The sequence below is a fragment of the Streptomyces sp. ME02-8801-2C genome, from assembly GCF_033793965.1.
In the GTDB taxonomy this organism is placed as follows: Bacteria; Actinomycetota; Actinomycetes; order Streptomycetales; family Streptomycetaceae; genus Streptomyces.
Window position 1 is genome coordinate 386691 of sequence record NZ_JARAXP010000003.1, and the last position, 25119, is coordinate 411809.

Annotated in this window: 25 protein-coding genes and 1 pseudogene; 11 read left to right on the top strand and 15 right to left on the bottom strand. The window is 71.1% G+C overall.

Annotated features, from left to right (window positions below; all coding sequences use genetic code 11):
* Window positions 1–4 precede the first annotated feature (4 nt).
* Window positions 5–813: pseudogene (locus PV396_RS10825) on the top strand (hypothetical protein).
* Here PV396_RS10825 and PV396_RS10830 read toward each other — a convergent pair.
* On the bottom strand, window positions 759–3176 hold the full coding sequence (locus PV396_RS10830) for a protein kinase domain-containing protein (RefSeq protein ID WP_416071392.1): 2418 nt from the start codon (window positions 3174–3176) through the stop codon (window positions 759–761). The pseudogene PV396_RS10825 and the gene PV396_RS10830 sit on opposite strands and share 55 nt — an antisense overlap.
* A 187-nt stretch (window positions 3177–3363) precedes the next feature.
* Window positions 3364–4662 (bottom strand): DUF6986 family protein, encoded by a 1299-nt coding sequence (locus PV396_RS10835; RefSeq protein ID WP_319203007.1) that lies wholly within the window; start codon window positions 4660–4662, stop codon window positions 3364–3366.
* A gap of 191 nt (window positions 4663–4853) precedes the next feature.
* On the opposite strand from PV396_RS10835, the gene PV396_RS10840 reads away from it, so the two are divergent.
* Window positions 4854–5759 (top strand): endonuclease/exonuclease/phosphatase family protein, encoded by a 906-nt coding sequence (locus PV396_RS10840; RefSeq protein WP_319203009.1) that lies wholly within the window; start codon window positions 4854–4856, stop codon window positions 5757–5759.
* A gap of 59 nt (window positions 5760–5818) precedes the next feature.
* On the opposite strand, the gene PV396_RS10845 is transcribed toward PV396_RS10840, so the two are convergent.
* From PV396_RS10845 to PV396_RS10860, 4 genes are all read right to left on the bottom strand, one after another.
* Complete coding sequence (locus PV396_RS10845; RefSeq protein ID WP_319203011.1) at window positions 5819–6781, bottom strand: electron transfer flavoprotein subunit alpha/FixB family protein; 963 nt, start codon at window positions 6779–6781, stop codon at window positions 5819–5821.
* A gap of 80 nt (window positions 6782–6861) precedes the next feature.
* The gene (locus PV396_RS10850) at window positions 6862–7647 is read right to left on the bottom strand and encodes an electron transfer flavoprotein subunit beta/FixA family protein (RefSeq protein WP_319203014.1); all 786 of its coding nucleotides are present in this window, start codon (window positions 7645–7647) and stop codon (window positions 6862–6864) included.
* A gap of 250 nt (window positions 7648–7897) precedes the next feature.
* Window positions 7898–8416, bottom strand: coding sequence for a flavin reductase family protein (locus tag PV396_RS10855; RefSeq protein WP_319203016.1), 519 nt, complete (start codon window positions 8414–8416; stop codon window positions 7898–7900).
* A 232-nt stretch (window positions 8417–8648) separates the two neighbouring features.
* Complete coding sequence (locus PV396_RS10860; protein ID WP_319203018.1) at window positions 8649–9062, bottom strand: thioredoxin family protein; 414 nt, start codon at window positions 9060–9062, stop codon at window positions 8649–8651.
* 76 nt (window positions 9063–9138) lie between these two features.
* Between PV396_RS10860 and PV396_RS10865 the strand changes: the two genes are divergently transcribed.
* Both PV396_RS10865 and PV396_RS10870 read left to right on the top strand, forming a co-directional pair.
* Window positions 9139–9555 (top strand): DUF4395 domain-containing protein, encoded by a 417-nt coding sequence (locus PV396_RS10865; protein ID WP_319203020.1) that lies wholly within the window; start codon window positions 9139–9141, stop codon window positions 9553–9555.
* Window positions 9556–9746: 191 nt separating this feature from the next.
* Entirely contained in the window at window positions 9747–10475 is a 729-nt protein-coding gene (locus PV396_RS10870) for a lysophospholipid acyltransferase family protein (protein WP_319203022.1), read from the top strand.
* Window positions 10476–10535: 60 nt separating this feature from the next.
* Here the strand turns inward: PV396_RS10870 and PV396_RS10875 are convergent, their stop codons facing one another.
* The 5 genes from PV396_RS10875 to PV396_RS10895 form a co-directional block, all read right to left on the bottom strand.
* Window positions 10536–11228 carry a B3/4 domain-containing protein gene (locus PV396_RS10875; protein ID WP_319203024.1) on the bottom strand — a complete coding sequence of 231 codons (693 nt, stop codon included), beginning with the start codon at window positions 11226–11228 and terminating at the stop codon, window positions 10536–10538.
* Between the two features lie 8 nt (window positions 11229–11236).
* Window positions 11237–11830, bottom strand: a complete 594-nt coding sequence (locus PV396_RS10880; RefSeq protein WP_319203026.1) for a transglutaminase domain-containing protein — start codon at window positions 11828–11830, stop codon at window positions 11237–11239.
* 84 nt (window positions 11831–11914) lie between these two features.
* Entirely contained in the window at window positions 11915–12994 is a 1080-nt protein-coding gene (locus PV396_RS10885; protein WP_319203028.1) for a low specificity L-threonine aldolase, read from the bottom strand.
* On the bottom strand, window positions 12991–13791 hold the full coding sequence (locus PV396_RS10890) for an SDR family NAD(P)-dependent oxidoreductase (RefSeq protein WP_416071375.1): 801 nt from the start codon (window positions 13789–13791) through the stop codon (window positions 12991–12993). Before PV396_RS10890 ends, PV396_RS10885 begins: the two co-directional genes overlap by 4 nt.
* On the bottom strand, window positions 13788–15185 hold the full coding sequence (locus tag PV396_RS10895; RefSeq protein WP_319203033.1) for a DUF6421 family protein: 1398 nt from the start codon (window positions 15183–15185) through the stop codon (window positions 13788–13790). Before PV396_RS10895 ends, PV396_RS10890 begins: the two co-directional genes overlap by 4 nt.
* Window positions 15186–15474: 289 nt before the next feature.
* On the opposite strand from PV396_RS10895, the gene PV396_RS10900 reads away from it, so the two are divergent.
* Window positions 15475–16158 (top strand): glycerophosphodiester phosphodiesterase, encoded by a 684-nt coding sequence (locus PV396_RS10900; RefSeq protein WP_319204064.1) that lies wholly within the window; start codon window positions 15475–15477, stop codon window positions 16156–16158.
* A 39-nt stretch (window positions 16159–16197) separates the two neighbouring features.
* On the opposite strand, the gene PV396_RS10905 is transcribed toward PV396_RS10900, so the two are convergent.
* Window positions 16198–16737, bottom strand: a complete 540-nt coding sequence (locus PV396_RS10905) for a GNAT family N-acetyltransferase (RefSeq protein ID WP_319203035.1) — start codon at window positions 16735–16737, stop codon at window positions 16198–16200.
* An 82-nt stretch (window positions 16738–16819) separates the two neighbouring features.
* Here PV396_RS10905 and PV396_RS10910 point away from each other — a divergent pair, with 82 nt between their 5' ends.
* On the top strand, window positions 16820–17212 hold the full coding sequence (locus PV396_RS10910) for a VOC family protein (RefSeq protein ID WP_319203037.1): 393 nt from the start codon (window positions 16820–16822) through the stop codon (window positions 17210–17212).
* A gap of 10 nt (window positions 17213–17222) precedes the next feature.
* Here PV396_RS10910 and PV396_RS10915 read toward each other — a convergent pair whose 3' ends face one another.
* Together PV396_RS10915 and PV396_RS10920 are read right to left on the bottom strand one after the other, a co-directional pair.
* The gene (locus tag PV396_RS10915; RefSeq protein ID WP_319203039.1) at window positions 17223–17813 is read right to left on the bottom strand and encodes a MarR family transcriptional regulator; all 591 of its coding nucleotides are present in this window, start codon (window positions 17811–17813) and stop codon (window positions 17223–17225) included.
* Between the two features lie 128 nt (window positions 17814–17941).
* On the bottom strand, window positions 17942–19606 hold the full coding sequence (locus tag PV396_RS10920) for an FUSC family protein (protein WP_319203041.1): 1665 nt from the start codon (window positions 19604–19606) through the stop codon (window positions 17942–17944).
* A 163-nt stretch (window positions 19607–19769) separates the two neighbouring features.
* Here PV396_RS10920 and PV396_RS10925 point away from each other — a divergent pair, with 163 nt between their 5' ends.
* The 3 genes from PV396_RS10925 to PV396_RS10935 all read left to right on the top strand — a co-directional run bounded on the left by PV396_RS10925 (window position 19770) and on the right by PV396_RS10935 (window position 22089).
* Entirely contained in the window at window positions 19770–20330 is a 561-nt protein-coding gene (locus PV396_RS10925) for a DUF5134 domain-containing protein (RefSeq protein WP_319203043.1), read from the top strand.
* 79 nt (window positions 20331–20409) lie between these two features.
* Window positions 20410–21345, top strand: a complete 936-nt coding sequence (locus PV396_RS10930) for a M56 family metallopeptidase (RefSeq protein WP_319203045.1) — start codon at window positions 20410–20412, stop codon at window positions 21343–21345.
* Between the two features lie 57 nt (window positions 21346–21402).
* Window positions 21403–22089, top strand: a complete 687-nt coding sequence (locus tag PV396_RS10935) for a phosphatase PAP2 family protein (protein ID WP_319203047.1) — start codon at window positions 21403–21405, stop codon at window positions 22087–22089.
* Between the two features lie 26 nt (window positions 22090–22115).
* On the opposite strand, the gene PV396_RS10940 is transcribed toward PV396_RS10935, so the two are convergent.
* Window positions 22116–22598 (bottom strand): MarR family winged helix-turn-helix transcriptional regulator, encoded by a 483-nt coding sequence (locus tag PV396_RS10940; protein ID WP_319203049.1) that lies wholly within the window; start codon window positions 22596–22598, stop codon window positions 22116–22118.
* 166 nt (window positions 22599–22764) lie between these two features.
* Here PV396_RS10940 and PV396_RS10945 point away from each other — a divergent pair, with 166 nt between their 5' ends.
* Window positions 22765–24129 carry a pyridoxal phosphate-dependent decarboxylase family protein gene (locus PV396_RS10945; protein WP_319203051.1) on the top strand — a complete coding sequence of 455 codons (1365 nt, stop codon included), beginning with the start codon at window positions 22765–22767 and terminating at the stop codon, window positions 24127–24129.
* 39 nt (window positions 24130–24168) lie between these two features.
* Window positions 24169–24858 carry an HAD-IA family hydrolase gene (locus tag PV396_RS10950; protein ID WP_319203054.1) on the top strand — a complete coding sequence of 230 codons (690 nt, stop codon included), beginning with the start codon at window positions 24169–24171 and terminating at the stop codon, window positions 24856–24858.
* Window positions 24859–25119 lie beyond the last annotated feature (261 nt).

A 25119-nucleotide genomic window follows, 5' to 3' on the forward strand; every position in this document is an offset into this window, starting at 1 on the left:
GCGGATGCCCACACTCGAGTCCCTCGGCCTCGCCGGGGCCCCGCGCGAGCACCCGCTCACCTACCCGGGCGCATGGCCGAGCGAGTCCGGGATCCTGGACGGCGACCGGTTCCTCCCTCTCCCCGTCGGCCCGCCGCCAGGCCTCTCCAGCGTTTTTCCCGACCGGGTGCCCGTCCTCGCCGTCGGCTCCAACGCGTGCCCGGGTCAACTGCGGCACAAGATGGCGGAGTTCGACATCCGCGAGCCGCTCCCGATGACCCGGTCCCCGGTCACCGGGCTCGAGGTCGGCGTCTCGGCCCATGTGAGCCGACTGGGATATGTGTCCGCCTCGCCCTTCAACGCCCCGGGCAACATACGGGAGTTGTTCGTCACCTGGCTCGACGCGGACCAGTTGGCCGTCGTCGACGCCAGCGAGGGCGTGCCGGTGCCGACGGGCCCGTACGACCGTGCCTGGCTCCCCTCCCCCGAGGTGGACGTCGAGTTGGAGTCCGGCGAGCGGCTTTCGGGCGTGTACGCGTACGTCAATCGGCGGGGGGTGCTGCACGACGGGGCGGAAGTCCGCGCCGGCACCCGGGAGAACGCCGACTGCTCACCGAACTCCTCGACGAATCAACGGGGTTGAGAGACCTGTTCGGCGACACACCGGAGGAGTTCTGCGCCCGGTCCCGTTTCGACGGGGAGCGGTGCGACCGGGGCACCCTGCTGTTCGCGGAGGAGGGGCTGGTGGTCCCGTCCGGCCTGGAGCCGTATGTACGGGCTCAGCACAGCGGGAGTCCGGGCACCGGGCTGTCGTTGTCGCCGCCCTTGAGATAGACGTCGCTGACATAGACACCGGCGTTGCCGCTGTCGTCGTCGGTCTTCGCCCACCAGACGTTCGTCCACTGGCCGTAGGTCTCGCGTCGGCCCAGGTTCTGCTGACAGTAGAAGTAGTTGATACCGGCGTTGAGGACACCGGCCTCGGCACCGGACGCGGTGTAGGACTTCGCGGTGCGCCAGACCGAGCAGTTGTACTTGCCGTCACCTTTCGACTCGCACGCGGAGGCGGGGCTGGGGGTCGGGGTGGCGACGGGGGCGGGGGTCGCGTCCGCCCCCGTACCGCTCCCGCCGGTTGTGCCGGTCGCGCCCGTTCCGGCGGTCGGTGCGGTACCGGCACCGCCGGAGGTGCCGCCGGAGGTGCCACCGCCCGTCGTGCCGCTTCCCGAGGTCTGTGCCGGGGTCGGAGCGGCGCCGGAGTCGCGGTTCGTCGGCGGGGACTCGGTCTTCGCGGTGCCCTTACCGGCACGCGTGGGCTCGGCGGAGGGGTCCTCACCGGCCTTGCCATTGCCCTCGGAGGGCTCGGCGGCGCTGCTGCCGTCCGACGCCGAGGGTCGGCGGTTCGCCTGGCTCTCGACCTCGTCGCCGAGCAGCACCAGGGTGACTCCGGCGGCGGCGAGAACCACGGTGACGGCTGCGGCGGCGAGCAACGCGTGTCTCTTGTGCCGGGGTTGGGCGGAGGCGGGCACCGAGACGTAGAACGCGGTCGGCCCCGCGAGATGGCCGGGTTCCGCGCCGGGGGCGGGCAGTGGGCCGGCGGGGCCGAAGCCCGGCGTCCCGGATGTCACCGGCTCGGGCGGGCCGAAGCCGAGGGGCGCCTGCGGCGCGGTTTCAGAGGGGGGCGACGCGGGCTGCGGGGCTCCGGAGGGAGGCGATGCAGGCTGCGGAACTCCAGAGGCGGGCGGCGCCGAATGCGTGGCTCCGGAGGCAGACGACGTCTGCTCGGCAACTCCGGAAACGCGCAACGCCTGCCCGGCGACCCCCGAAGCTGGCGGCACAGGCTGCGCGGCATCGATAGCGGGTCGTGTCGACTGTGCGGCTCCGGAGGGGGACGACGTCTGCTCGGCGCCCCCGGTAGCAGACAACGCAGGCTGCACGGCCCCGGAAGCGGGCGGCGTCGGCTGCGCGGCTCGGGCGGAGGGCGACGCCTGATCGGCGGCTTCGGAGGCGAGCGGCGCCAGACCGGCGGCTCCAGAAGCGGGCGGCCCCCCGGCGCGCCCGGGCCTCGGCGGGGGCGGCGCGTTCACCGGGGGCGGGGTCGTTTCGGGCTCAGTCGCCTCACTCTCCGCTGCCTCGGGCACGTTGACGCCGGCCCTCCCGGACAACCGCAGCCCCGTCGTGGGCGTGTCAGTGGCGCCGCTCGGGGGCAACGCCGGAGCACCGCTCGTGGGCGTGCCCGGAACACCGCTCGGAGGCGTGCTCGGAGCGCCGCCCGGAGGGGTGCTCGTGGCGTCGCCCGGAGGGGTGCTCGTGGCCGACGCCACTGCCTCGAGCAGGCTCCGCGCCGTTTCCGCGGCCGGGCGGTCTTCCGGTCCCTTGGCCATCAGTTGCCGTAGGACCGGGCCCAAGGCGCCGGCCTTGCGGGGCTCCGGGAGGGGTTCCGCCACGATCGCGGTGAGGGTGGACCAGGTCGACGTCCGGCGGAAGGGTGAGGTGCCCTCGACCGCCGCGTACAGCGTGGCGCCCAGGGCCCAGATGTCCGAGGCGGGGCCGGGAGCGTTGCCCTGGGCCCGCTCGGGGGCCAAATAGTCCAGGGAGCCCACCAGTTCGCCGCTGCGGGTGAGGTTCGTGGCCGAGCCGTCGCCGGGGTCCTCCATCGTGGCGATGCCGAAGTCGGTGAGAACGACCCGGCCGGAGGTCTCCAGCAGGATGTTGCCCGGCTTCACGTCCCGGTGCAGCACGCCGACCCGGTGCGCGGCGGCCAGCGCGTCCATGACCTGGGCGCCGATCCCGGCGACCTCGCGCGGGTCCAGGGTGCCGCGTTCGCTCAGCACGTCGTCCAGGGAGCGGCCGTCGACCAGTTCCATGACGATCAGGGGGCGCCCGTCGATCTCCGCGACATCATGGACGGCGACCACTCCGCGGTGGCGGATCCGGGCCGCGGCGCGGGCCTCGCGCTGCATCCGCAGCCGCAGGGCGGCCAGTTCGGGTGCGGCGGCGTCCGTGAAGGTGCGCAGTTCCTTGACCGCGACCTCACGGCCGAGGACCTCGTCGACCGCACGCCAGACGACTCCCATGCCGCCGCGCCCGAGCCGGTCGACGACCCGGTAGCGGCCGGCCAGCAGACGGCCGGCCCCGGTCGTCCCGTCCGCCGCCCGCTCCTCCGGCTGTCCGGCCGTCTGTCCGTGCTCCGGCGAAGACACCACTGCCCCGTTCGTGTGACCCACTCATGCGTTCGTACAGATTACGTCGGTGTCAGGTGCCCTTCAGCACAGGCCGCCGAGCCGTGGGTATCCGCCGTGCGGGGCAATCGGAGGGGGCCGGTCTCCCCCGGCTCACATGCAACTGCCGGGGGGGCCACGGCGTCCAGACGTCCCGGATCGTGGCGTTCTAGCGTGTCGTCGGAGCGTGTCCAGGCCGGGCGAAGCCCTCCAGGTCGGATCGGGTGAGGCCGTTCGTCGCCCGGGTCACCTCCGCCGTGTCGAGGGCGCCGCAGTCCAGGCCGCGCAGCAGATAGCCGCTGAGGGCCTTGGCGGTGGCGGGCTCGTCCATGACGTCGCCGCCGGTGCGGTTGGCGTAGCGGGACAGACGGGCCGCGGCCTGTTCGTAGCCCTCGCGGTAGAAGGCGAAGACGGCCGCGTACCGGGTCGGGATGTGCCGGGGGTGCATGTCCCAGCCCTGGTAGTAGGCGCGGGCGAGGGCGCGGCGGGTGAGGCCGTAGTGCAGAAGCCAGGCCGCGTGGACGTGCTCGGTCGGGCCGACGGGCAGGACGTTGGTGGAGCCGTCCGAGACGCGTACGCCCGTTCCCGCCGCCGCGACCTGCATGATCGCCTTGGCGTGGTCGGCGGCCGGGTGGTCGCTGGCCTGGTGGGCGGCGGAGACGCCCAGGCAGGCGCTGTAGTCGAAGGTGCCGTAGTGCAGGCCGGTGGCGCGGCCCTCGGCGGCCTGGATCATCCGGGCGACCGTGGCCGTGCCGTCGGTGGCGAGGATGGCCTGGCTGGTCTCGATCTGGATCTCGAAGCCGAGTCGGCCGGGCGCGAGCCCGCGCGCCTGCTCGAACTCCTCCACGAGCCTGACCATCGCGGTGACCTGCTCGGCGTACGTCACCTTGGGCAGGGTGAGGACCAGCCCGTCGGGGAGTCCGCCGGCCTCCATCAGACCGGTGAGGAAAATGTCGAGGGTGCGGATGCCCCGGTCGCGCACCGGCGCCTCCATGCACTTCATCCGGATGCCCATGTAGGGGGCGGCCGTGCCCTTCGCGTACGCCTCGGCGATCAGACGTGCCGCGCGGGCCGCCGTCTCGTCCTCCTCGGCGTCCGGGCGGGGGCCGTAGCCGTCCTCGAAGTCGACGCGCAGGTCCTCGATCGGTTCGCGCTCCAGTTTGGCGCGGACGCGGTCGTGGACGGGTTCGGCGAGGTCGTCGGAGAGGCCGAGGACCGCGGCGAAGGAGGCGGCGTCCGGGGCGTGTTCGTCGAGGGCGGCGAGGGCCTGGTCGCCCCAGGAGCGGACGGTGTCGGCCGCGAAGACGTCCCCGGGGACGTACACCGTGTGGACGGGCTGGCGGGTGCCGGGGTCTCCGGGGTAGCGGCGCGCCAGCTCCGCGTCGACCGGGGCGAGGGAGGCGCTGATCCCCTCGCTGACGGTGCCCGCGAGGCTCGTCGTCACGTTTTCCTGCCGGCCCTGCACCATCGAGATCCCTCCATATTCCGCAGTGCGGAATCATTGATCCGCATAACGAAGCTAGCCGTCGATCTTCGCCCGGGTCAACACCGTCTCGCGGTGTGATTCCCGATCCTCTTCCCTGGTCACTGCTGATCCGGGCGCCCTCTTCCGTATTCAGTGGGCAAGGATCATTCTGACTCCGAAGGGGAGGGGATCGCGTGCCGAGAGAGATCGGAGTGACGCGTCGTCACGGACTCAAGTCCGTTGCGGCCGCCGCCATCGCCATGCCGCTGCTGACCACGGCGGGTTCGTCGATACCGGCGGTCGCCGGCGAGCACGCGGACCCGTTGAACGTCATGACGTTCAACGTGCGTTTCGCGACCGTGATCGACAAGACGCCGCGCTGGTCCGTGCGTCGCCCGGTGATGCGGGAGCTGTTGCGTCGCGAGCGCCCCCACGTCATCGGGACCCAGGAAGGGCTCTACCAGCAGGTGCGCGCGATCGAGAAGGACCTGGGCGAGCACTACGACTGGATCGGCACCGGCCGGGGCGGTGGCAGCAAGGACGAGTTCATGGCGGTCTTCTACGACACCCGGAGACTGGAACCGCTCGAGTTCGATCACTTCTGGCTGTCCGACACCCCGTACACCATCGCCTCCAACACCTGGCACGCGGACTGGCTGCGGATGGTGACCTGGGTGAGGTTCGCCGATCTCGCCGACGGGAGGCGGGAGTTCTACGTCCTCAACACCCATCTGGACAACGTCAGCCAGTACGCCCGGGAGCGTTCCGCGAAGCTGATCGGCAAGACGATCGCCGGGTGGGACGCTTCGAAGCCGGTCATCGTGACCGGCGACTTCAACTCGGCCGCCCACGACAACCAGGTGTACGACCTGATGCTGGGGAACGGGCTCGTGGACACCTGGGACACGGCGGCCTCGCGCAGCCCGGCGTACGGGACGCTCAACGCCTACCGCCCACCCGTACTGGGCGGCCGGCGCATCGACTGGATCCTGACCTCACCCGGGGTGACCACGCACCGGGCGGCGGTCAACACCTTCTCCGTCGACGGGATGTACGCGAGCGACCATCTGCCGGTGCAGGCCTCGCTGACCCTGGGATGAGCTGAGGCCCCCGTGACCGGTCGTACGGTCGCGGGGGCCTCGACGGCTCAGGAGGCTGCTCAGCCCTTGCGGGCGTTGATCTCCTCGGTGAGCTGCGGGACGACGTCGAAGAGGTCGCCGACCACGCCGTAGTCGACGAGGTCGAAGATCGGGGCCTCGGCGTCCTTGTTGACGGCGACGATGGTCTTCGAGGTCTGCATGCCGGCGCGGTGCTGGATGGCGCCGGAGATGCCGTTGGCGATGTACAGCTGGGGCGAGACGGACTTGCCGGTCTGGCCGACCTGGTTGGTGTGCGGGTACCAGCCGGCGTCCACCGCGGCGCGGGAGGCGCCGACGGCCGCGCCGAGGGAGTCGGCGAGCGCCTCGATGAGGGGGAAGTTCTCGGCGCCGTTGACGCCACGGCCGCCGGAGACGACGATCGCGGCCTCGGTCAGCTCCGGACGGCCGGTCGACTCGCGCGGGGTGCGCCCGGTGACCTTGGTGCCCGTGGCCTGCGCGGAGAAGGTGACCTCCAGTGCCTCGACGGCACCGGCGGCCGGGGCGGCCTCGACGGCGGCCGAGTTCGGCTTGACCGTGATGACCGGGGTGCCCTTGGCGACACGGGACTTGGTGGTGAAGGACGCGGCGAACGCGGACTGCGTGGCGACCGGGCCCTCGTCACCGGCCTCGAGGTCGACGGCGTCGGTGATGATGCCGGAGCCGATGCGCAGCGCGAGGCGGGCGGCGATCTCCTTGCCCTCGGCGGAGGAGGGGACGAGCACGGCGGCCGGGGACACGGCCTCGTAGGCGGCCTGGAGGGCGTCGACCTTCGGGACGACGAGGTAGTCGGCGTACTCGGCGGCCTCGTGGGTGAGGACCTTGACGGCGCCGTGCTCGGCGAGGACGGCGGCGGTGTCGGCGGCACCGGTACCCAGCGCCACCGCGACCGGCGAACCGATGCGGCGGGCGAGCGTCAGCAGCTCCAGGGTGGGCTTGCGGACGGCACCGTCCACGTGATCGACGTAGACGAGAACTTCAGCCATGGGACTTCTACTCTCCTGCTTGCGGAAGATGAGGGGCGGTCGGCGAGTCGGGGCTCACGGGGATGAGCTCCGGACGGGGCCTAGATGAACTTCTGGCCCGCGAGGAACTCGGCGAGCTGCTTGCCGCCCTCGCCCTCGTCCTTGACGATCGTGCCGGCCGTGCGCGCCGGGCGCTGGGTCGCGGAGTCGACCACCGAGTAGGCGCCCTCCAGACCGACTTCCTCGGCCTCCAGGTCGAGGTCGGACAGGTCCCAGGCCTCCACCGGCTTCTTCTTGGCGGCCATGATGCCCTTGAAGGACGGGTAACGCGCCTCACCCGACTGGTCGGTGACCGACACGACGGCCGGGAGGGAGGCCTCCAGCTGCTCGGAGGCGGAGTCGCCGTCACGGCGGCCCTTGACGACACCGTCCTCGACGGAGACCTCGGAGAGCAGGGTGACCTGCGGAACACCCAGACGCTCGGCGAGCAGCGCCGGTACGACACCCATGGTGCCGTCGGTGGAGGCCATGCCGGAGATGACCAGGTCGAAGCCTGCCTTCTCGATGGCCTTGGCCAGCACGAGGGAGGTGCCGATGGCGTCGGTGCCGTGCAGGTCGTCGTCCTCGACGTGGATCGCCTTGTCGGCGCCCATCGAAAGGGCCTTGCGGAGCGCGTCCTTGGCATCCTCGGGGCCGACGGTCAGGACCGTGATCTCCGCGTCGTCGGCCTCGTCGGCGATCTGCAGCGCCTGCTCGACGGCGTACTCGTCGAGCTCCGAGAGCAGACCGTCCACGTCGTCACGGTCGACGGTCAGGTCATCGGCGAAGTGCCGGTCGCCAGTGGCGTCGGGCACGTACTTCACAGTGACAACGATCCTCAAGCTCACGCCGGCTCTCCTACTGCATCGTCTGTTCCGGGCTGCCTTCCTGCAGGCAGCATAGGCGCCTCAAAGCGGCAGATCCCGATGGGGGCGACCCACGCTCCGAACTAAATATTACTCGCCAGTACACCCACTCTGCGTCCACTGAGCAAGCGCTTTGACGTGTGACCTTCGCGACGCAGCGTAACCGGAACCGGGCGCGCCTGCTCCGTCGCCAAAATCACACCGCAACCATGGGGCGGTCGGTCACTGACGGTCAGTCCCGAAGCCCGTTGAACCGGCCCTGGTGATAGAGCAGCGGACGTCCGGAGCCTGCGGGATCGCCCGCCACGACCTCGGCCAGCACGACCCGGTGATCCCCGGCCGGTACGCGCGCCAGAGGCCGGCACACCAGCCAGGCCAGGACGCCGTCGAGAACGGGCACCCCGTGGGGACCCTCGCGCCAGGCCGTGGGCGCGCCGAACCGGTCGGCGCCGCTGCGGGCGAAGGTCGCGGCGAGCTCGTGCTGGTGCTCGCCGAGTATGTGCACGCCGACATGGTCGGCCCCGGCGACAGCGGGCCAACTGGAGGCGCCGGTGCTGATGCCGAAGGAGACGATCGGGGGTTCCGCGGAGACCGAGGCGAGGGAGGTCGCGGTGAAGCCGACGGGACCGGCGCTCCCCCGGGCGGTGATCACGGCGACACCGGCGGCGTGCTGCCGGAAGACCGAACGCAGCAGGTCGGGAGAGGCGGGAACGATGGACAGGGGGGAACCGAGGGCGGGCGTGGCCGTCATGGACTTGTCCTTCTGCGGGAGGCGGTGAGCTGGGCGGTGGCTGCTCAACGGCCCGGACAGCGCGCGCTCGCGGTGCGCACGAGGTCCACGTGGACGCGCGCGTGGAGAAGGAGTTCCGGAGGCATAAGGTCAGGCTGACGATAGTTGGCGTGCGCAGTCAAGTGGCTTCCGACATCTGGGAGATGCGTCACCGAACGCATCATCAGCGGAAGTACCGGAAACCCGGGCGCCCTCAAACGGCCTCCCCCAGCGCCGCGACGACCTCTTCCTTGCGCGGCTGCCCGGTCGCCCGCCGCACGATCCGCCCGTCGGCGTCGAGCACCAGGACGGTGGGCGTCTTGAGGATGTCGAGCCTGCGTACGAGGTCCAGGTGCTCCTCGGCGTCGATCTCGACGTGGGTGACGCCGGGGACGACACCGGCCACCTCCCCGAGGACGCGGCGGGTGGCCCGGCAGGGCGCGCAGAACGCGCTGGAGAACTGGACGAGCGTCGCCCGCTCGCCGAGGGCCCGGCCCAACTCGGCGGCGCCGAGCCGCTTTCCGTCGTCGCGCACGCGCACGCGTACTCTCCCGCTCCGCCGCCGATGCAGCACTCCGAACGCGCTCGCCGCCACGAGCACCGCCGCGCAGATCACGATTCCGGTCATCCCCGACTCCAGCGTTCATCAGACTGCAAAGATTCCCGACTGCTCAGAAAGGTTTCCGCTGCGGAATGATCGCTTCATGGACATTGATGTGAGGGGGCCACGCTTCGGGGCGGCCGTGACGACCGTCGTTCTCGCGGTCGTACTGATCACCGGGAGTGCCTGGCTGCTGGCCTGGCAGACGCTGGCGTTCGCGCTGGGCGCGGCGGGCGGGGTCGGACGCTCCCCGTACGGCTGGCTGTTCCGCAAGGTTGTTCGCCCCCGGCTCGGGCCGCCGACGGAGTTCGAGGCACCCGAGCCGCCGCGGTTCGCACAGGCGGTCGGACTCGGCTTCGCGGTCGCGGGGCTCGCCGGTTACGTACTGGGCGTGGAGTGGCTGGGGCTCGCGGCGACCGGGGCGGCGCTTGCCGCCGCTTTCCTGAACGCGGCCTTCGGATACTGCCTCGGGTGTGAGATGTACCTGGTCGTACGACGGGTGACGGTACGTACGGAGTAAAGGCTGCTTAAAAGCGGGAGGTCGATCCGGGGGTGACGTGACGATTATCTCGCGCCTGGCAGGCACGAGGGCTGGCCACTTGTCCGTTCTTGGGGCACGATCTGCGCATCGCTGTAAAACCTACGGCTGCGTAACTTCCCCGCCGGGAACCGCCTTCCCAGGCAGAGCAGAGAGAAGGGTCATCCCCGTCCATGGCTGAGCTTGTCTACCGTCCCGCCATCGGTCTCGCCCGGACATTGTTCAAGGCCTGGGACCTGAAGATCGACTTGAAGGGGACGGAGAACATCCCGCGCTCGGGTGGGGCGGTGCTGGTGAGCAACCACATCGGCTACCTGGACTTCATCTTCGACGGTCTCGCGGCGCTCCCGCAGAAGCGGCTGGTGCGCTTCATGGCGAAGGAGTCGGTGTTCCGGCACAAGGTCTCCGGTCCCCTGATGCGCAACATGAAGCACATCCCCGTGGACCGCAAGAACGGTGAGCAGGCGTACGCGCACGCGCTGGACTCGCTCCGCTCCGGCGAGATCGTCGGGGTCTTCCCCGAGGCCACGATCTCGCAGTCGTTCACGCTGAAGAGCTTCAAGTCCGGCGCCGCGCGCATGGCCCAGGAGGCGGGCGTCCCCCTGATCCCGATGGCCGTGTGGGGTACGCAGCGGCTGTGGACCAAGGGCCACCCGCGCAACTTCAAGCGCAGCCACATCCCGATCACGATCCGGGTGGGCGAGGCGATCGAGGCTTCGCGCGACAAGTACGCGGGGGCCATCACGCGGCAACTGCGTGAGCGTGTGAACGAGTTGCTCGAGGCGGCCCAGCGGGCGTACCCCGTTCACCCCTCGGGGCCGGACGACACATGGTGGATGCCGGCGCACCTGGGGGGCACGGCGCCCACCCCGGAGGAGGTCCGGGAAACCGAGGCCCGCTGAGCGCCCCTCAGGGGCGCGGGGAACCGCGCGACCAGCCCCCACCGGGCTCGCGGCGAAAGACTACTGAACACCCCGGACAGTGATCCGTGCTCCGGGGCTGAACTTCTCCAGGAGCTCCGCAAGTTCAGCTCCGGCCGCCTCCGCCTCGGCTCCCGTCATCGGGGGCAAGCACTCCAACAAGAAAATCGCGGACGCGGTCTCCTCCGTAAGCCTCGTGCGCGGGCCCTGGCGCCAGTTCCAGCGGCGGCAGGTCACGCCCGCCTCGTCGCACCACACCACCTCACCGGCGTCGGGGTGCTCGACGACCTCCTCGCCGCCAGCCACAGTCACGAAGTCCTCGGTGCCGGTGGCGCGCACGAGCCGCATCCCGCCGCGGATGTGGTCGAGGTCCTCGCCGCCGACCGGGACCAGGTGCGCCACGCTGATCGCGTTGTAGAGGTCGACCAGGACGTTGATCCGGGGCAGGCCGGCATCCGTCAGCGCGCGCTTGGCTAGCGCCTCGGCCGAGTTGCGGGTGCGCGACGGCTTGGAGCCGAACGCCGTGTACGTGTCCCTCCAGGCGACCATGTGCGGGTCCTCGTGCGGGGCCCGGCCGTCCAGACGTACGGCGAGCCGGCGGGCCGCGTCGTCGAGGAGCGCCGAACTCGGGTCGGTGCTGGGCCCGTTGACAAGTCCGTGCGCCTCGATCGCGACATGGGTGAAGCCGGGCGCGAGCGCGCGCACCTCGTCGGACACGGTCAGGGTGAGAGTCATCGCCTGCCTCAGAGTGCGGTGGGGAGCGTCTTCCAGAGATACGGCCTGTCGGGCGCGGCCTTCAGCACGCCCAGCACAACCGGATGAGGTTCAGCATACAGTACTGAATAGTCCACCTCATTGGACTTCGGGTCCGGGATCCACGCCAGCCGCTCACCGTCGAGGGAGAACTGCGCGTCCACGCCGGCCTTGTTGCCCCTCGGGTCCTGCCGATGCCAGGCACCGTTGAACCGCACGGCGACCAGACCGTGCACGGCGTGACCGCTCCCGTCGTCGTGCGCGAGCCGTTGGTAGCACAGCGCCGTGGGGATGTCCTCGGCGCGCAGGAGCGCGGCCAGGGCGTGCGCCTTGGCGTAGCAGATGCCGGTGCGCTGCTCCAGGACGGTCGAGGCCCGCCAGGTGACCCTCAGGTCACCGCTGTCCGCGGAGTGCGGGATGGTGTCGCGCACGAATTCGTACGCCGCCCGCGCATAGGCATACGAGTCGGCCACACCCTTGGCCAGCCGCGCGGCAGTCTCGCGCACCAGCGGGTGATGATGGTCGACGACCCCGTCAGCGGCCAGATATGCGGACAGGTCAGAGGTGTTCTGGATCAGCTCCATGAGACCGGAGCATAGGAAAGCGATCACCGATCAGTCAATTACTTTTCAGGTAACCGCATATCTATGCACAGAGGGAGAGGCGCGTCAGCGAGCCATTTCCTCCTTCAGCGCCGCCAGGAAGGCGTCCACGTCGTCCTCGGTGGTGTCGAACGCGCACATCCAGCGGACGTCGCCCGCTGGCTCGTCCCAGAAGTAGAAGCGGAAGCGCTTCTGCAGGCGTTCGCTCACGTCGTGCGGCAGGCGGGCGAACACCGCGTTCGCCTGGACGGGGTAGAGGATCTCCACCCCGTGGACGGCCCGTACGCCCTCCGCCAGCCGCTGCGCCATCGCGTTGGAGTGGCGGGCGTTGCGCAGCCACAGGTCCTTGGCGAGCAGCGCCTCCAGTTGCACCGAGACGAAGCGCATCTTTGAGGCGAGCTGCATGGACAGCTTGCGCAGGTGCTTCATATGGCTCACGGCGTCCTGGTTGATCACCACGACCGCCTCACCGAACAGCGCGCCGTTCTTCGTCCCGCCGAGGGAGAGGACGTCGACGCCGACCGCGTTGGTGAACGTCCGCATAGGGACGTCGAGCGAGGCCGCCGCGTTGGCTATACGGGAGCCGTCCAGGTGGACCTTCATGCCGTGGGCGTGGGCGTGGTCGCAGATCGCGCGGATCTCGTCCGGGGTGTAGAGGGTGCCCAGTTCCGTGCTCTGGGTGATGGAGACGACCTGCGGCATCGCACGGTGCTCGTCGTCCCAGCCGTACGCCTGTCGGTCGATCAGGTCGGGGGTCAGCTTGCCGTCCGGTGTGGCCACCGTGAGGAGCTTGAGTCCGCCCATGCGTTCGGGGGCGCCGCCCTCGTCGACGTTGATGTGCGCGCTCTCGGCGCAGATCACGGCGCCCCAGCGGTCGGTGACCGCCTGGAGCGCCACGACGTTGGCCCCGGTGCCGTTGAAGACGGGGAACGCCTCCGCCGTGGCACCGAAGTGGCTGCGGATGATCCGCTGGAGGTTCTCCGTGTAGTCGTCCTCGCCGTACGCGACCTGGTGCCCGCCGTTGGCCAGGGACAGGGCGGCGAGCACCTCGGGGTGGGCCCCCGCGTAGTTGTCGCTGGCGAAGCCTCGGCTCTCCGGGTCGTGATGACGGTGAGCCTGCGTAAAGGAGGCCTTCGGAGGGTTCACGGCTTCTCGGTCAGCCACAGACGTTTCCCGTTCACTTCGGCGGCGGGCCGCTCCCAGACGCCTGCGATGGCCTCGGCCAGCTCCTTGACGTCGGTGAAGCCCGCGAACTTCGCGTTGGGTCGCTCGGCGCGCATCGCCTCGTGCACCAACGCCTTCACGACCAGGATCGCAGCAGCCGACGTCGGCCCCTCGGCGCCCTCCGACGCCCCGGCCTTGCGGAAGAAGTCGGCCATGGCCAGCGTCCACGCCTCGGCGGCGGCCTTGGCGGCGGCGTACGCGGCGTTGCCCGCGGTGGGGTTGCTCGCGCCGGCGGCGCTGGTCAGGACGTACCGGCCGCGGTCGCTGCGCTGGAGGGCCTCGTGGAAGGCGAGGGAGGTGTGCTGCACGGTGCGGATGAGCAGGAGTTCCAGCAGGTCCCAGTCGTCGAGGACGGTCTTGGTGAACGTCTCGCTGCCGCGCCAGCCGCCGACGAGATGGACCAGGCCGTCGACGCGCCCGAAGTCCTTCTCGATGCGGGTGGCCCACTCCCGGGTCGACTTCAGGTCGAGGAGGTCCACGGTGTCGCCGACGACGGTGGCGCCGCCGTGCGCGTAGCTCGCCGCGTCCACGGCCTCCGCGAGCCGCTCGGGGTCGTTGTCCGAGCCGACGACGGTGGCGCCGGCCTCGGCGAGCCTGAGCAGCGTCGCCCGGCCGGCCGGTCCGCCGGCGCCGGCGACCGCGATCACCGCACCGCTGAGAGCCCCATTCCCCATGTCCATCGCCTCCTGAGCAGTGTTTTCGGTGGCGCGGTCGCTCATGCGGCGACCCGCTCGGCGCTCTCCGCGGTGATTCCCCTGGTGGAGGCGATCACGTTCTTCAGCTTCTTGGAGAGGGCCTCATAGAACATGCTCAGCGGAAACTCGTCCGGAAGCACGTCGTCGACGAGTTTGCGCGGCGGCTGGCTCAGGTCGAGGGCGTCGGGGCCCTTGGCCCAGCGGGAGCCAGGGTGCGGGGCGAGATGGGTGGAGACCAGCTCGTACGCCTTGAACCAGTGGACGAGCTTGGGCCGGTCGATGCCCTCGCGGTAGAGGGTCTCGATCTCGGCGCAGAGCTGGTTGGTGACCTGCGGGGCGCGCTGCCAGTCGATGTGCAGCTTGTTGTCGGTCCAGCGGATCACGTCGTGCTGGTGCAGGTACGCGAAGAGGAGCTGGCCGCCGAGCCCGTCGTAGTTGCGGACGCGTTCGCCGGTGACGGGGAAGCGGAACATCCGGTCGAACAGCACCGCGAACTGCACGTCACGGGCTTGTGCGATGCCCTCCGCCTCCAGCTTCACGGCCTCCTTGAAGGCGGTGAGGTCGCAGCGCAGCTCCTCCAGGCCGTACATCCAGAACGGCTGGCGCTGCTTGATCATGAACGGGTCGAAGGGCAGGTCGCCGTGGCTGTGGGTGCGGTCGTGGACCATGTCCCACAGGACGAAGGCCTCCTCGCAGCGCTTCTGGTCGTGGACCATCGCGGCGACGTCCTCGGGCAGTTCGAGGCCGAGGATGTCGACGGCGGCGTCGGTGACCCGGCGGAAGCGGGCGGCCTCGCGGTCGCAGAAGATACCGCCCCAGCTGAACCGTTCCGGTGCCTCGCGCACGGCGATGGTCTCCGGGAAGAGAACGGCCGAGTTGGTGTCGTACCCGGCTGTGAAGTCCTCGAAGGTGATGCCGCAGAACAGCGGGTTGTCGTAGCGGGTGCGCTCCAGCTCGGCCAGCCAGTCGGGCCACACCATGCGCAGGACGACCGCCTCGAGGTTGCGGTCCGGGTTGCCGTTCTGCGTGTACATCGGGAAGACGACCAGGTGCTGGAGGCCGTCCGCGCGGTTCGCGGCGGGCTGGAAGGCCAGCAGCGAGTCGAGGAAGTCCGGCACCCGGAAACCGCTGTCGGACCAGCGGCGCAGGTCCTTGGCGAGGGCCTGGTGGTAGCCGGTGTCGTGCGGCAGCAGCGGGGAGAGTTCCGCGACGGCGTCCACGATCCGGCGCACGGCGAGATCGACGTCCGCGGGGTCCGGGGCGTCCTCCCGGTCGAAGTCGATCGATCCGTCCTTGGCCTGCCATGGCCGGATCTGCTCCACGGCATCCTTGAGCACAGGCCATGCCGGGTGCTCCACCACCCTGCCGAGCGCGAAAAGCCGCTCGTCCGAAACCGCCTGCTCAAGAATTTCCGTCATGTCCCATCCTCCACGGGAGAACCTCTCGTATGACCACCGTATGGGTACGAGGTTCCCGACCACAAGGCGGGACAGGAGAAATCGTCCTGCCCACCTCCATGGTCACCGAATTTTTTCCTGCCGGAAACCACAGGGACAGTGACTTCCACTACCCGGCCGTGGCCGGTTCACACCCCTTGCCGGACCGCCACTTCCGGCCAGCCCTTCTGGCGCGTCCGTATGGGTCCGACGCGGGGACCGGCGGTTAGGCTGCGGCAGCCGAGCCGCCGTCGACGGAAGCGAGTTGACCTTGAACTTCCTGACCATCGGGCACCGAGGAATCATGGGCGTGGAACCCGAGAACACCCTGCGTTCGTTCGTCGCCGCCGACCGGGCGGGCCTCGACATGATCGAACTCGATCTGCGCCTCAGCAAGGACGGCGCCCTTGTCGTCATGCACGACGCCGACGTGGACCGCACCACGGACGGCACCGGACCCGTCGCCGAGATGACCCTCGCCGAACTGCGCGCCCTCGACGCGGGCCGCGACGAGCGCGTCCCGGTCTTCGAGGAGGTCCTCGACGCAGTCGGCGCGCCGCTCCAGGCCGAGATCAAGGACACGGCGGCGGCGCGGGCGCTGGCCGAGGTCATGGAGCGCCGGGAGCTGGCCGGGCGCGTCGAGGTGTCCTCGTTCCACCCGGACGCGCTCTGCGAGATCACCCGCCTGGTGCCAGGGGCACGCACCGCGCTCATCGCGAGCCTCTACGGCCCCGACGTGGTGGTCAGCGCCACCCGGGCCGGCGCCTCGACCGTCTGCCTCAACATCCGCCGCCTCACCCTGGAGATCGTCGAACGGGCGAGAAAGGCCGACCTGCGGATCATCGGCTGGGTGGTGAACACCCAGGACCAGCTGCGCCTCGTACGCGCCCTGCAACTGGACGGCGCGACCACCGACCACCCGCAGATCAAGCACACGGGCCGCTTCACCGCGTAGCGGGGCCGCCGCAGCTCACACCAGTTGGCACGGCAGTTGTCACACCAGTTCCTTGACCAGCAGCTCGAACCGCAGATCGTCGCGCAGCGGAATGCCGAACCGCTCGTCGCCGTACGGGAAGGGGCTCATCTCTCCCGTACGGCGGTAGCCGCGCCGCTCGTACCAGGCGATCAGGTCGTTCCGTACGGAGATCACGGTCATGTGCATCGCCCGCGCGCCCCAGGTCTCGCGCGCCGTGCGTTCCGCCTCGGCGATGACCACCTTGCCGAGACCCGCTCCCTGGACGGTGGGGCTGACCGCGAACATGCCGAAGTAGGCGTGGTCGCCGCGGTGTTCGAGCTGGCAGCAGGCGACCACGCGGCCGTCCTGCTCGACGGTCAGCAGTCGGCTGTCGGGTGACTTGATGACGTCGAGCACGCCCTGAGGATCGGTCCGCTGCCCGTCGAGGATGTCCGCCTCGGTGGTCCAGCCGGCCCGGCTGGCGTCGCCCCGGTAGGCCGACTCGATCAGCGCGACCAGCGCGTCGATGTCGGCCTCGGTGGCGTCACGGAAGGTCGGTCCGTGGGCAGCGGTCTCCATGCGGCGGTTCTCCGGTTCTTCTGCGGCGCGGGCACCGGAGAGCCTAACGCCGATCGCGAACGACCCCCTAGGCTCCGGTCGCATGGTGCATGTACTGAGCAGCCGCGTCCTTGTCCATCCCCTGGACCCGGAGCGTTCCCGGATCTTCTACGGCGAGCACCTGGGGCTCGCCGTCCACCGCGAGTTCGGGACGGGACCGGAGCGGGGCACGGTCTACTTTCTCGGCGGAGGGTTCCTGGAGCTCTCGGGACGGGCCGAGGAGCCCCCGTCGCCGTCCGTGCGGCTGTGGCTCCAGGTGGCCGACGTGACGGCCACGCACGACGAGCTGGTGTCCCGGGGCGTCGAGATCCTGCGGGCGCCGGTGAAGGAGCCGTGGGGGCTCGTCGAGATGTGGATCGCCGATCCGGACGGCACGCGGATCGTGCTGGTGGAGGTACCGGCCGACCATCCGCTGCGGTACCGGCCCGGTATCTGACGCCGGGCAGTCAGAAGCGCGGCGCGCCCAGCCGGCCCTCCAGACGGCCGAGCAACTCGCCGAGGAGCACCGCGAGTTCCTCCTGGGCGGCGCTGTCCACGCCGGACAACACCGCTGTCTCGTATGTGAGTTGCTCGGGCAGCACACCGTCGACCAGGTCGCGTCCGGCGTCGGTGAGACGCACATGGGCGACCCGTCTGTCCCGGGTGTCGCCGCGCCGCTCGACCAGGGCCCGCTCGGTGAGCTGCTTGAGGCGCTTGGTGACGGCGGCCCCGGAGGAGAACGTCTCGCGGGCGACCTCGCTCGGGGTCAGTTCACGGCCGGTGCGCCGCAGCGCGCAGAGCAGCTCGAACTCGGGGCGGGTGAGCCCCACCCGGCGCAGCGGGGCGTCCTCGGCCTGCTGGAACAGGGCGGCGCAGCGGTTGATACGGCCGATGATCTCGATGGGGCCGGTGTCGAGGCCGGGATGAACGGAATGCCACTGCCGCACCACCCCGGCCACGGTGTCGTCCGCCCGGCCGCGGGGGGTCGATGACCTGGTGTCCACCCCATCGGCCGCGGCCCCTCCCCCGGGCGCCGCACCCCCGTTCACTGCCGTCATGGCCGTACGTCCTCCGTCGTGCTGTCGTCGTGCGTCTGCCGGTGCCCGCCGGGGCATGACCGTCACGTTCCCGTCGTCCGCCGGGAGGGCGGGCGTCGCGAGGCGGGCGGGAAGGTGACGACAGGCCCTTAGGGGCGCAGCCCCGGGCCGTGTGCCGTCGCCGCGAGCGTACGGTGTCCGGACCGTTCGGCGAGCACGACCCGCTCTTGGGGGCGGGTGCGCTGCCGCCACTCGCCGGCCGCCGTGTCGGCGGCGGTGCGCAGGTCGGCGAGGGCGGCGGCAAGGCCGCGGCGGGCGGCGTCCAGGGATCCGGGTACGGGATGTACGTCCGTCAGAGCGCGTTCGGCGTGGGTGCGGGCGTGTTCGACCGCCGTGAGCGCGTGCTCGACGCGGTCGCCCGCGCGGTGGTTGGTGACGGCGACGGCCGCGACGAAGCCGAACAGGGCGCCGACGAGCGTGTCCAGGATCCGCTCGGTCATCAGGCGGCCGGGTTCCTGGAGCCCCGAGAACTCGGTGACGAGCAGCGCCACCGGGGTCACACACACGCTGCCGAGCCAGTAGTTGCGGCTCATCAGCGCCTCGATGGCGAAGTTGAGGGTGAGGCAGCACAGGACGAGGGCGACCGGGCCGAGGTGCGCCAACGGCAGGACGGCGGCGAAGAGCAGTACGCCGGCGAGGTTGCCGACGGTCCGCTGCACCGCCCGGTTCCAGGTGAGCGTGACGTTGGCCTGGTAGAGGGAGGCCGCCGTGACGAGGGCCCAGTAGGGGCGCCCGACACCGAGAGCGAGGGAGGCGTAGCCGGCGAGGGCGCAGCCGAGGGCGGTACGGGCGGCGAGGGGCACGAGCGGGCCGAGCCTGGTCCGCAACGGCCGGGGCGGGACAGGGGGTTCGGGGTCGAACGGGTTCGCGTCGAGGGGTTCGTCGCGGGTCGGGGGGTGTCCACTGGCCCGCAACTCCCGTGCGTGAGCCCGCAGTTCACCGGCGCTGCTGGCGGTGGGCGCGCTGAGCGCGAACTCGGCCCGCCCGAGCAGTCGTCCGAGGGCGCGCCGGGTGCGGGCGCGAGCGGTGCCCGGGCGCCCACCGGCCGAGGCCAGCGCCTGCCGGGCCGCCTCCACGGCGGCATCGGCAGTGACCCGCGAGCGGATGTAGCCGTGGCCGCCGATGCCGTCGCCGGTGCCGTACGCCTCGGCGTGAGCGGCGACGGCGTCCAGGGCGTGGACCGTCGCCCGGCGCTCCGGCCCGTACGGGCGAACAAGGCCGGGCGCCATCCCGACGAGCCAGGCCCACACGCCGGCCCCGGCGGCCAGCGCCATATGACCGGGCACCTGGCCGAGCGTCTGCGGGGCGAACAGCGCGGCGGACGACACGAAGGTGAGCACCACGTTCGCCGGCGGCCCGATCCGCGTGGCGTCGCACAGGGTCTTCTGCCCGGCGGCCAGCAGCGCGCCCACGGTGACCAGGACGACGGCGTTCCCGGTGAGCGAGGCGGCGAGGAGGGCGACGGCCAGTCCGGCGAGCATGCCGAGGACGACGCCCGCCAGGACGCGGGCCCGGGCGGCGTACGGGCGGTTGTGGGCGTAGAGCGCGCACAGGGCCCCGGCCATCGTGTACATCGCCAGGTGGAGGTGGCCGAGCGCCGCCAGGGTCAGACAGGGGGGAGCGGCGGCGACGAGGACGCTCAGCGCCGGCTTGAACCAGATGTCGGACAGCCGGCCGACCCGCAGGACACCGGACAGCGAGAGGCGCCGTGCGGGCCGCGAGGCGGCGGGATCAAGGCTCAGGTCAGAGCTCACCGTCAGATGTTAGCAAGTGTTTTACCTGTAAAACATAGGTGCTGACCTGTAGTGCTCCGGCATACGCTCCCCCGCGTACACCCTTGCGCTCGTATGCGCACCGCCCGGCGCGGGCAGCCCTTCAACGGAGTCTCGTGGGCTCGGGATCGAGGGGGAGATTCGTGTGCACGGTCCGGCTTCGCCCGGGTGGCTGCTGGTCGCGCTGTGCGCGGCGACCGGCGCGTACTGCCTGCTGCGCATGCGCAGCACCGTCGGGGAACAGCGCCGGGCCGCCGGCGGCGAGGCGCTGATGGGCTTCGGCATGGCCGCGATGGCCGTGCCCGCAGCCGTTCTCACCCCGCCACGCTGGACCTGGCTGGTGTACACGGCCGTGTTCGGCACGGCCGCGCTGCGCGCTCTGTGGGCGGCCCGCACCGGGCGGCACCATCTGCACCATCTGATGGGGGCGTTCGCCATGGCCTACATGGCGTCCGCGATGGCCGCCGCCCCCGCCCACCACCACGGGTCGAGCGGCTCCGGGGTGCCTCTGCTGACGACGGCGCTGCTCCTCTACTTCACCGGGTACGTGCTGCTGTCCGGCGTCCGCCTCGTCTCCGTACCGGCCCTGGCCACCGGGAGCGGGGTCCGGACGGGTTCGCCCGCGTGGGGCGACCGGCCCGAACTGGCGCGCGCCTGCCGACTGTCCATGGGCATCGCGACGCTCGCCATGCTGATCACGCTCTGACTGTACGAAACCGTGGTCTGCGTCACTTTGCCCTCACGGACCGTAGGTCTGAGCGCCACCGCGCTCATAGGGTGAACGCATGATGGTCCCCGCGGCACTGCTGCTGCTCGGCGCGCTGACCGCCGTCGTCGCCCCGCGGCTGCTCGCCCGCGCCGACTGGCCGGACCGCGAACCGGTGGTCGCCCTGTGGGTCTGGCAGTGCGTGGTGGCGGCCGTGCTGATGTGCTGCGTGCTGTCGATGACGTTGAGCGCGGCGGCGGCCTGGCAGGCCGTACGCGGCCATGTGTTCGCCCCCGCGCCGCACGGGGTCATGGAGGCCTACGGCCTCGGTGCCGCCCGCCCATGGGCCGCGACGACGGCCGTGCTGCTCGCCTGCGGCGGGCTGTGGACCGCGGCGATGCTCGTGCGCGAGGTCGTACGGGCGCGCCGTCGGCGCCGACTGCGGCGGGCCGAACTTGCCGTCCGCGCCCCGCTGTTGCCCGGTGAGGAGCCGCGTCCCGACCGGCTCGTGGTGTTGGAGGGCGAGCACGCCGACGCCTGGTGGCTGGACGGCACCGCACCTGGACTGGTCGTCACCACGGCCGCGATGCGCCGCCTCAAGGGGCGTCAGCTGGACGCCGTACTCGCGCACGAGCAGGGGCACGCCCGGGCCCGCCACGACTGGCTGCTGCACTGCTCGGGCGCGTTGGCCAACGGGTTTCCCCAGGTACCCGTCTTCGCGTCGTTCCGGGACGAGATGCACCGGCTGGTGGAACTCGCCGCCGACGACATGGCCTCCCGTCGCTTCGGCCGCCTCACGACCGCCCTCGCGCTGGTCGAACTCAACGAGGACCGGGGCGTGTTCGGCCCGTCGCCGACCCCGCAGGCCCATCTCCCGCTGCGCGTGCGCCGGTTGCTGACCGCGCCGGACCGGCTGACGGGGGGCCGAAGGCTGCGGCTGGCGGCCGCCGCGTCCCTGGTGCCGGTGATCCCGGTGCTGGTGGCCTTCGTACCCGGGCTGCGGGCGCTCGGGTAACACGGCCCTGTGCACCTCGGTTGGCCTCCGGCCCGGCGCGTCGGCGAGGATCGCACCATGCACTCCCCCCACCTCGCACCCCGGCTTCGACACCCCGCCCGCCACCAGGCCGCCCGCGTGGCCGGCGCCCTGGCCCTCGCGTCCGTGCTGCTGCTGACCCTGGTATGGGTGGACTGGCACCCGTTGATCGCCCTCGACGGTGACATCGCGCGCGCCACCCATCGCTGGGCGGTCGACGAACCCGGGCTCACGCACACCTTCCGGATCCTCACCGACTGGGTGTGGGATCCGCTGACGATGCGTCTGCTGTGCGCGGCCGTGGCGGTGTGGCTGGTGTGGCGGCACTCGGCGTGGTGGCTCGCCCTGTGGCTGGTGGTCACCTGCGCGCTGGGCACGCTGCTCCAGCAGGGGCTGAAGGCGGCGGTCGGCCGCGCCCGCCCGGTCTGGCCCGACCCGGTCGACTCCGCCCACTACGCGGCCTTTCCCTCCGGTCACGCCATGACCGCCACGGTGGTGTGCGGCCTGCTGCTGTGGCTGCTGCGCCGCTACGACGCCGGGCGTGCCGTGTGGCGTACGGCGGTGTCCGTGGCAGTGGTCTCGGTCGCGGGCGTCGGTCTGACGCGGGTCTGGCTCGGCGTCCACTGGCCGTCGGACGTGCTCGGCGGCTGGCTCCTCGGGGCGCTCATGGTGGCGCTGGCCGTGGTGTCGTACGCGTGGTTCGAGCGGGCGAAGGAGCGGGCCTGACCCGGCCGTGAGGCGGTTGGCCGGGGTCAGCCTTCGCGGAGCGACCGGTTGATCTCGCCCAGGGAGCCGGTCAGGCGTCCGTAGTCGGCCGGGTCCAGTGGTGCGACGAAGTGCCGCTCGACGACCTGCCCGTGCGCCTGAACGGCCCGGAGAAAGACGGCGCGACCGTGCTCGGTCGCTTCGACCAGGACGCTCCTGCGGTCCTCCGGCGACGGAACGCGACGGACCAGCGCGGCCTCTTCCATCCGGTCGATCAGCCGGGTGATACCGCTGCTCGTGAGCGTGAGGTCGTCGGCGAGGACACGCTGGGAGACCTCTTCGTCCGGCTGCCGGCAGAGCCTGATGAGGACCTCGAACATCGTGTGACTGATGCCGCACTCCCGCCTCAGGACGCTGTCGATCCGTTGTTCCAGCAGCGTCGCCGCCTTGATCAGCAGCCCGAAGTCGTGGATCAGCGGGCTGTTGGCGGCGCGGGCGGTCTCGTCGCCCCGCCGCGTCTCGGCTTCCACCTGTGCGTGTCCTCTCGGTCCGGAGGACCGCGTTCGAGCCTCCGTCCCCCGATTTTACTTCTCGGTCACCTACCGACGTCTCAATTACTGAGCAATCAATTGCTGAGCAGTCAACAAAACTCTAGGGTGTGCCTACCACCGGGGGAATCCGAGGAAGGGGACAACTGTGGACCTGCAGCACTGGCTCGGCCGGGCCGACGACGCGATCCAGAAGTGGGCCGGCACCTTCGGCCCGTATCAGCCGCACTCGTCCCTGCATGTCGACGAGGACAGGTTCGCCGCCGTCTTCGAGGAGTTCACCGGCCGGCTGAGGGACAACTATCCCTTCTTCCACCCGCGCTACGCGGGCCAGATGCTCAAGCCGCCGCACCCCGCCGCGGTGGTCGGCTATCTCACCGCCATGCTGATCAACCCGAACAACCACGCCCTGGACGGCGGACCCGCCACCGCCGCGATGGAACGCGAGGTGGTCGCCCAGCTCGCCACGATGTTCGGCTACGACACCCACCTCGGCCACCTCACCACCAGCGGCACGATCGCCAACCTCGAAGCCCTGTTCGTCGCCCGGGAAAGCCACCCCGGCCGGGGCGTCGCCTACAGCGCCGAGGCCCACTACACCCACGGCCGCATGTGCCATGTCCTGGGCATGAAGGGACACCCGATACCCACCGACGGGCAGGGCCGTATCGACATGGACGCGCTGGAGGAGGTCCTGCGCACCGGCGACGTGGGCACGGTCGTCCTCACCGCCGGGACGACCGGGCTCGGTGCCGTCGATCCGATACACAGCGCGCTCGCCCTCAGGGAGCGCTACGACGTCCGCCTCCATGTCGACGCCGCCTACGGCGGCTTCTTCACCCTGCTCGCGGGCTCCGACGGCCCCGAGGAGCTTGTGCCCGAGCCCTGGCGGGCGATCGCCCGGTGCGACTCGGTCGTGGTCGACCCGCACAAGCACGGGCTCCAGCCGTACGGGTGCGGAGCCGTCGTCTTCCGCGATCCCGAGGTAGGTCGGTTCTTCCTGCACGACTCGCCCTACACCTACTTCACCTCCACCGAGCTCCACCTCGGCGAGATCAGCCTGGAGTGCTCCCGCGCGGGCGCCTCTGCCGCCGCCCTCTGGCTCACCTTCCAGCTCATCCCGCCCACACCCGCCGGGCTGGGCCGGGTCCTGGCGGCCGGCCGCCGCGCCGCGCTGCGCTGGGCCGACCTGATCGACGCGTCCGACGCCCTGGAGTTGTACCAGCGGCCGGAGCTGGACATCGTGAGCTACTTCCCGACTCTGGAGAACCCGACGCTGACCGGCGTCGACGCCGCTTCCGCACGTGTCCTGGCCGCCGGCATGGACCATCCCGATCCCGTGTTCCTGAGCACCTTGAGGGCCGCCGGCGGGGCCTTCACGGCCCGCCATCCCCAGGTCACCGCGGACTCCGACGGGGCGCGCATCCTCCGCAGCGTGCTGATGAAGCCGGAGTCCGAGCAGCACATCGAGAGCCTCCACGAACGGGTCGAACAGTTCGCCCGGTCGCTCTGACCACCACAGGCGAACGGGACCTTGGATAGGGTCCATCACATGGCTGCCGTGCTGTTCGACTTCTCCGGGACCCTCTTCCGCATCGAGTCCACCGACTCCTGGCTGCGCACCGTGCTCGCCGAACAGGGTGTCGTCCTGCCGGAGCCGGAGATGACCGTGGCCGTGCGGGCGCTGGAGGCGGCGGGAGCGCTGCCCGGTGGCGCCGCTCCGCAGCGGCTGCCGCAGGAGCTGGTCTCCGTCTGGGGGATCCGCGACCGGAGCGCCGAGCTGCACCGGGCCGCGTACACCGGCCTCGCGCGTCAGGTGCCGCTGCCCGAACCGGCGTTGTACGACGCGTTGTACGAGCGGCACATGGCGCCGGCCGCGTGGACCCCGTACGCCGATGCCGCCGAGGTGCTGGGCGCGCTGCGGGAGCGCGGGGTCTCCGTCGGGGTGGTCAGCAACATCGGCTGGGATCTGCGTCCCGTCTTCCGGGCGCACGGACTGGACCCGTACGTCGACGCGTACGTCCTGTCGTACGAGCACGGCGTGCAGAAGCCGGACCCGCGTCTGTTCAAGGTGGCATGCGAGGCGCTCGGCGTCGCCCCGCAGGACGTGCTCATGGTCGGCGACGACCGGCGGGCGGACGGGGGCGCGGCGGACCTGGGGTGCGCGGTGCACTTCGTGGACCATCTGCCGGTGTCCGAACGGCCGGACGGGCTGCGGCCGGTGCTGGAACTGGCCGGCTGAGACCTCGCCGGCGAGGAGGGCACGCCGGTCTGGGGTGATCCCCCGCGTCACCCCAGACAGGCGGCCGCCCGGAACCGCCCGTACGGGCTGCTCCGACTGCGTCGACCCCGGTCGGCCCGAGTCGGCTGACAAAAAGTCAACGCAGAAGTACCAGCATGTCCCGGCGCGGCGCCTTGGTCAATGAGGAATTGCTGTGTCATTGACGGGACATGGGCGTCCCGCCGGACACCGGGGTGCCCGACGGGACGCGTGGGAGCGATC

Excerpts from the sequence above, each read along its gene's own strand:
- PV396_RS10835 (WP_319203007.1), bottom strand. The coding sequence starts at position 4,662 with ATGGTGCAGGGCCGGCAGGAAAACGTGACGACGAGCCTCGCGGGCACC.
- PV396_RS10845 (WP_319203011.1), bottom strand. The coding sequence starts at position 6,781 with ATGGCTGAAGTTCTCGTCTACGTCGATCACGTGGACGGTGCCGTCCGC.
- PV396_RS10855 (WP_319203016.1), bottom strand. The coding sequence starts at position 8,416 with ATGACGGCCACGCCCGCCCTCGGTTCCCCCCTGTCCATCGTTCCCGCC.
- PV396_RS10860 (WP_319203018.1), bottom strand. The coding sequence starts at position 9,062 with ATGACCGGAATCGTGATCTGCGCGGCGGTGCTCGTGGCGGCGAGCGCG.
- PV396_RS10865 (WP_319203020.1), top strand. The coding sequence starts at position 9,139 with ATGGACATTGATGTGAGGGGGCCACGCTTCGGGGCGGCCGTGACGACC.
- PV396_RS10870 (WP_319203022.1), top strand. The coding sequence starts at position 9,747 with ATGGCTGAGCTTGTCTACCGTCCCGCCATCGGTCTCGCCCGGACATTG.
- PV396_RS10875 (WP_319203024.1), bottom strand. The coding sequence starts at position 11,228 with ATGACTCTCACCCTGACCGTGTCCGACGAGGTGCGCGCGCTCGCGCCC.
- PV396_RS10880 (WP_319203026.1), bottom strand. The coding sequence starts at position 11,830 with ATGGAGCTGATCCAGAACACCTCTGACCTGTCCGCATATCTGGCCGCT.
- PV396_RS10890 (WP_416071375.1), bottom strand. The coding sequence starts at position 13,791 with ATGAGCGACCGCGCCACCGAAAACACTGCTCAGGAGGCGATGGACATG.
- PV396_RS10895 (WP_319203033.1), bottom strand. The coding sequence starts at position 15,185 with ATGACGGAAATTCTTGAGCAGGCGGTTTCGGACGAGCGGCTTTTCGCG.
- PV396_RS10905 (WP_319203035.1), bottom strand. The coding sequence starts at position 16,737 with ATGGAGACCGCTGCCCACGGACCGACCTTCCGTGACGCCACCGAGGCC.
- PV396_RS10910 (WP_319203037.1), top strand. The coding sequence starts at position 16,820 with ATGGTGCATGTACTGAGCAGCCGCGTCCTTGTCCATCCCCTGGACCCG.
- PV396_RS10915 (WP_319203039.1), bottom strand. The coding sequence starts at position 17,813 with ATGACGGCAGTGAACGGGGGTGCGGCGCCCGGGGGAGGGGCCGCGGCC.
- PV396_RS10930 (WP_319203045.1), top strand. The coding sequence starts at position 20,410 with ATGATGGTCCCCGCGGCACTGCTGCTGCTCGGCGCGCTGACCGCCGTC.
- PV396_RS10935 (WP_319203047.1), top strand. The coding sequence starts at position 21,403 with ATGCACTCCCCCCACCTCGCACCCCGGCTTCGACACCCCGCCCGCCAC.
- PV396_RS10950 (WP_319203054.1), top strand. The coding sequence starts at position 24,169 with ATGGCTGCCGTGCTGTTCGACTTCTCCGGGACCCTCTTCCGCATCGAG.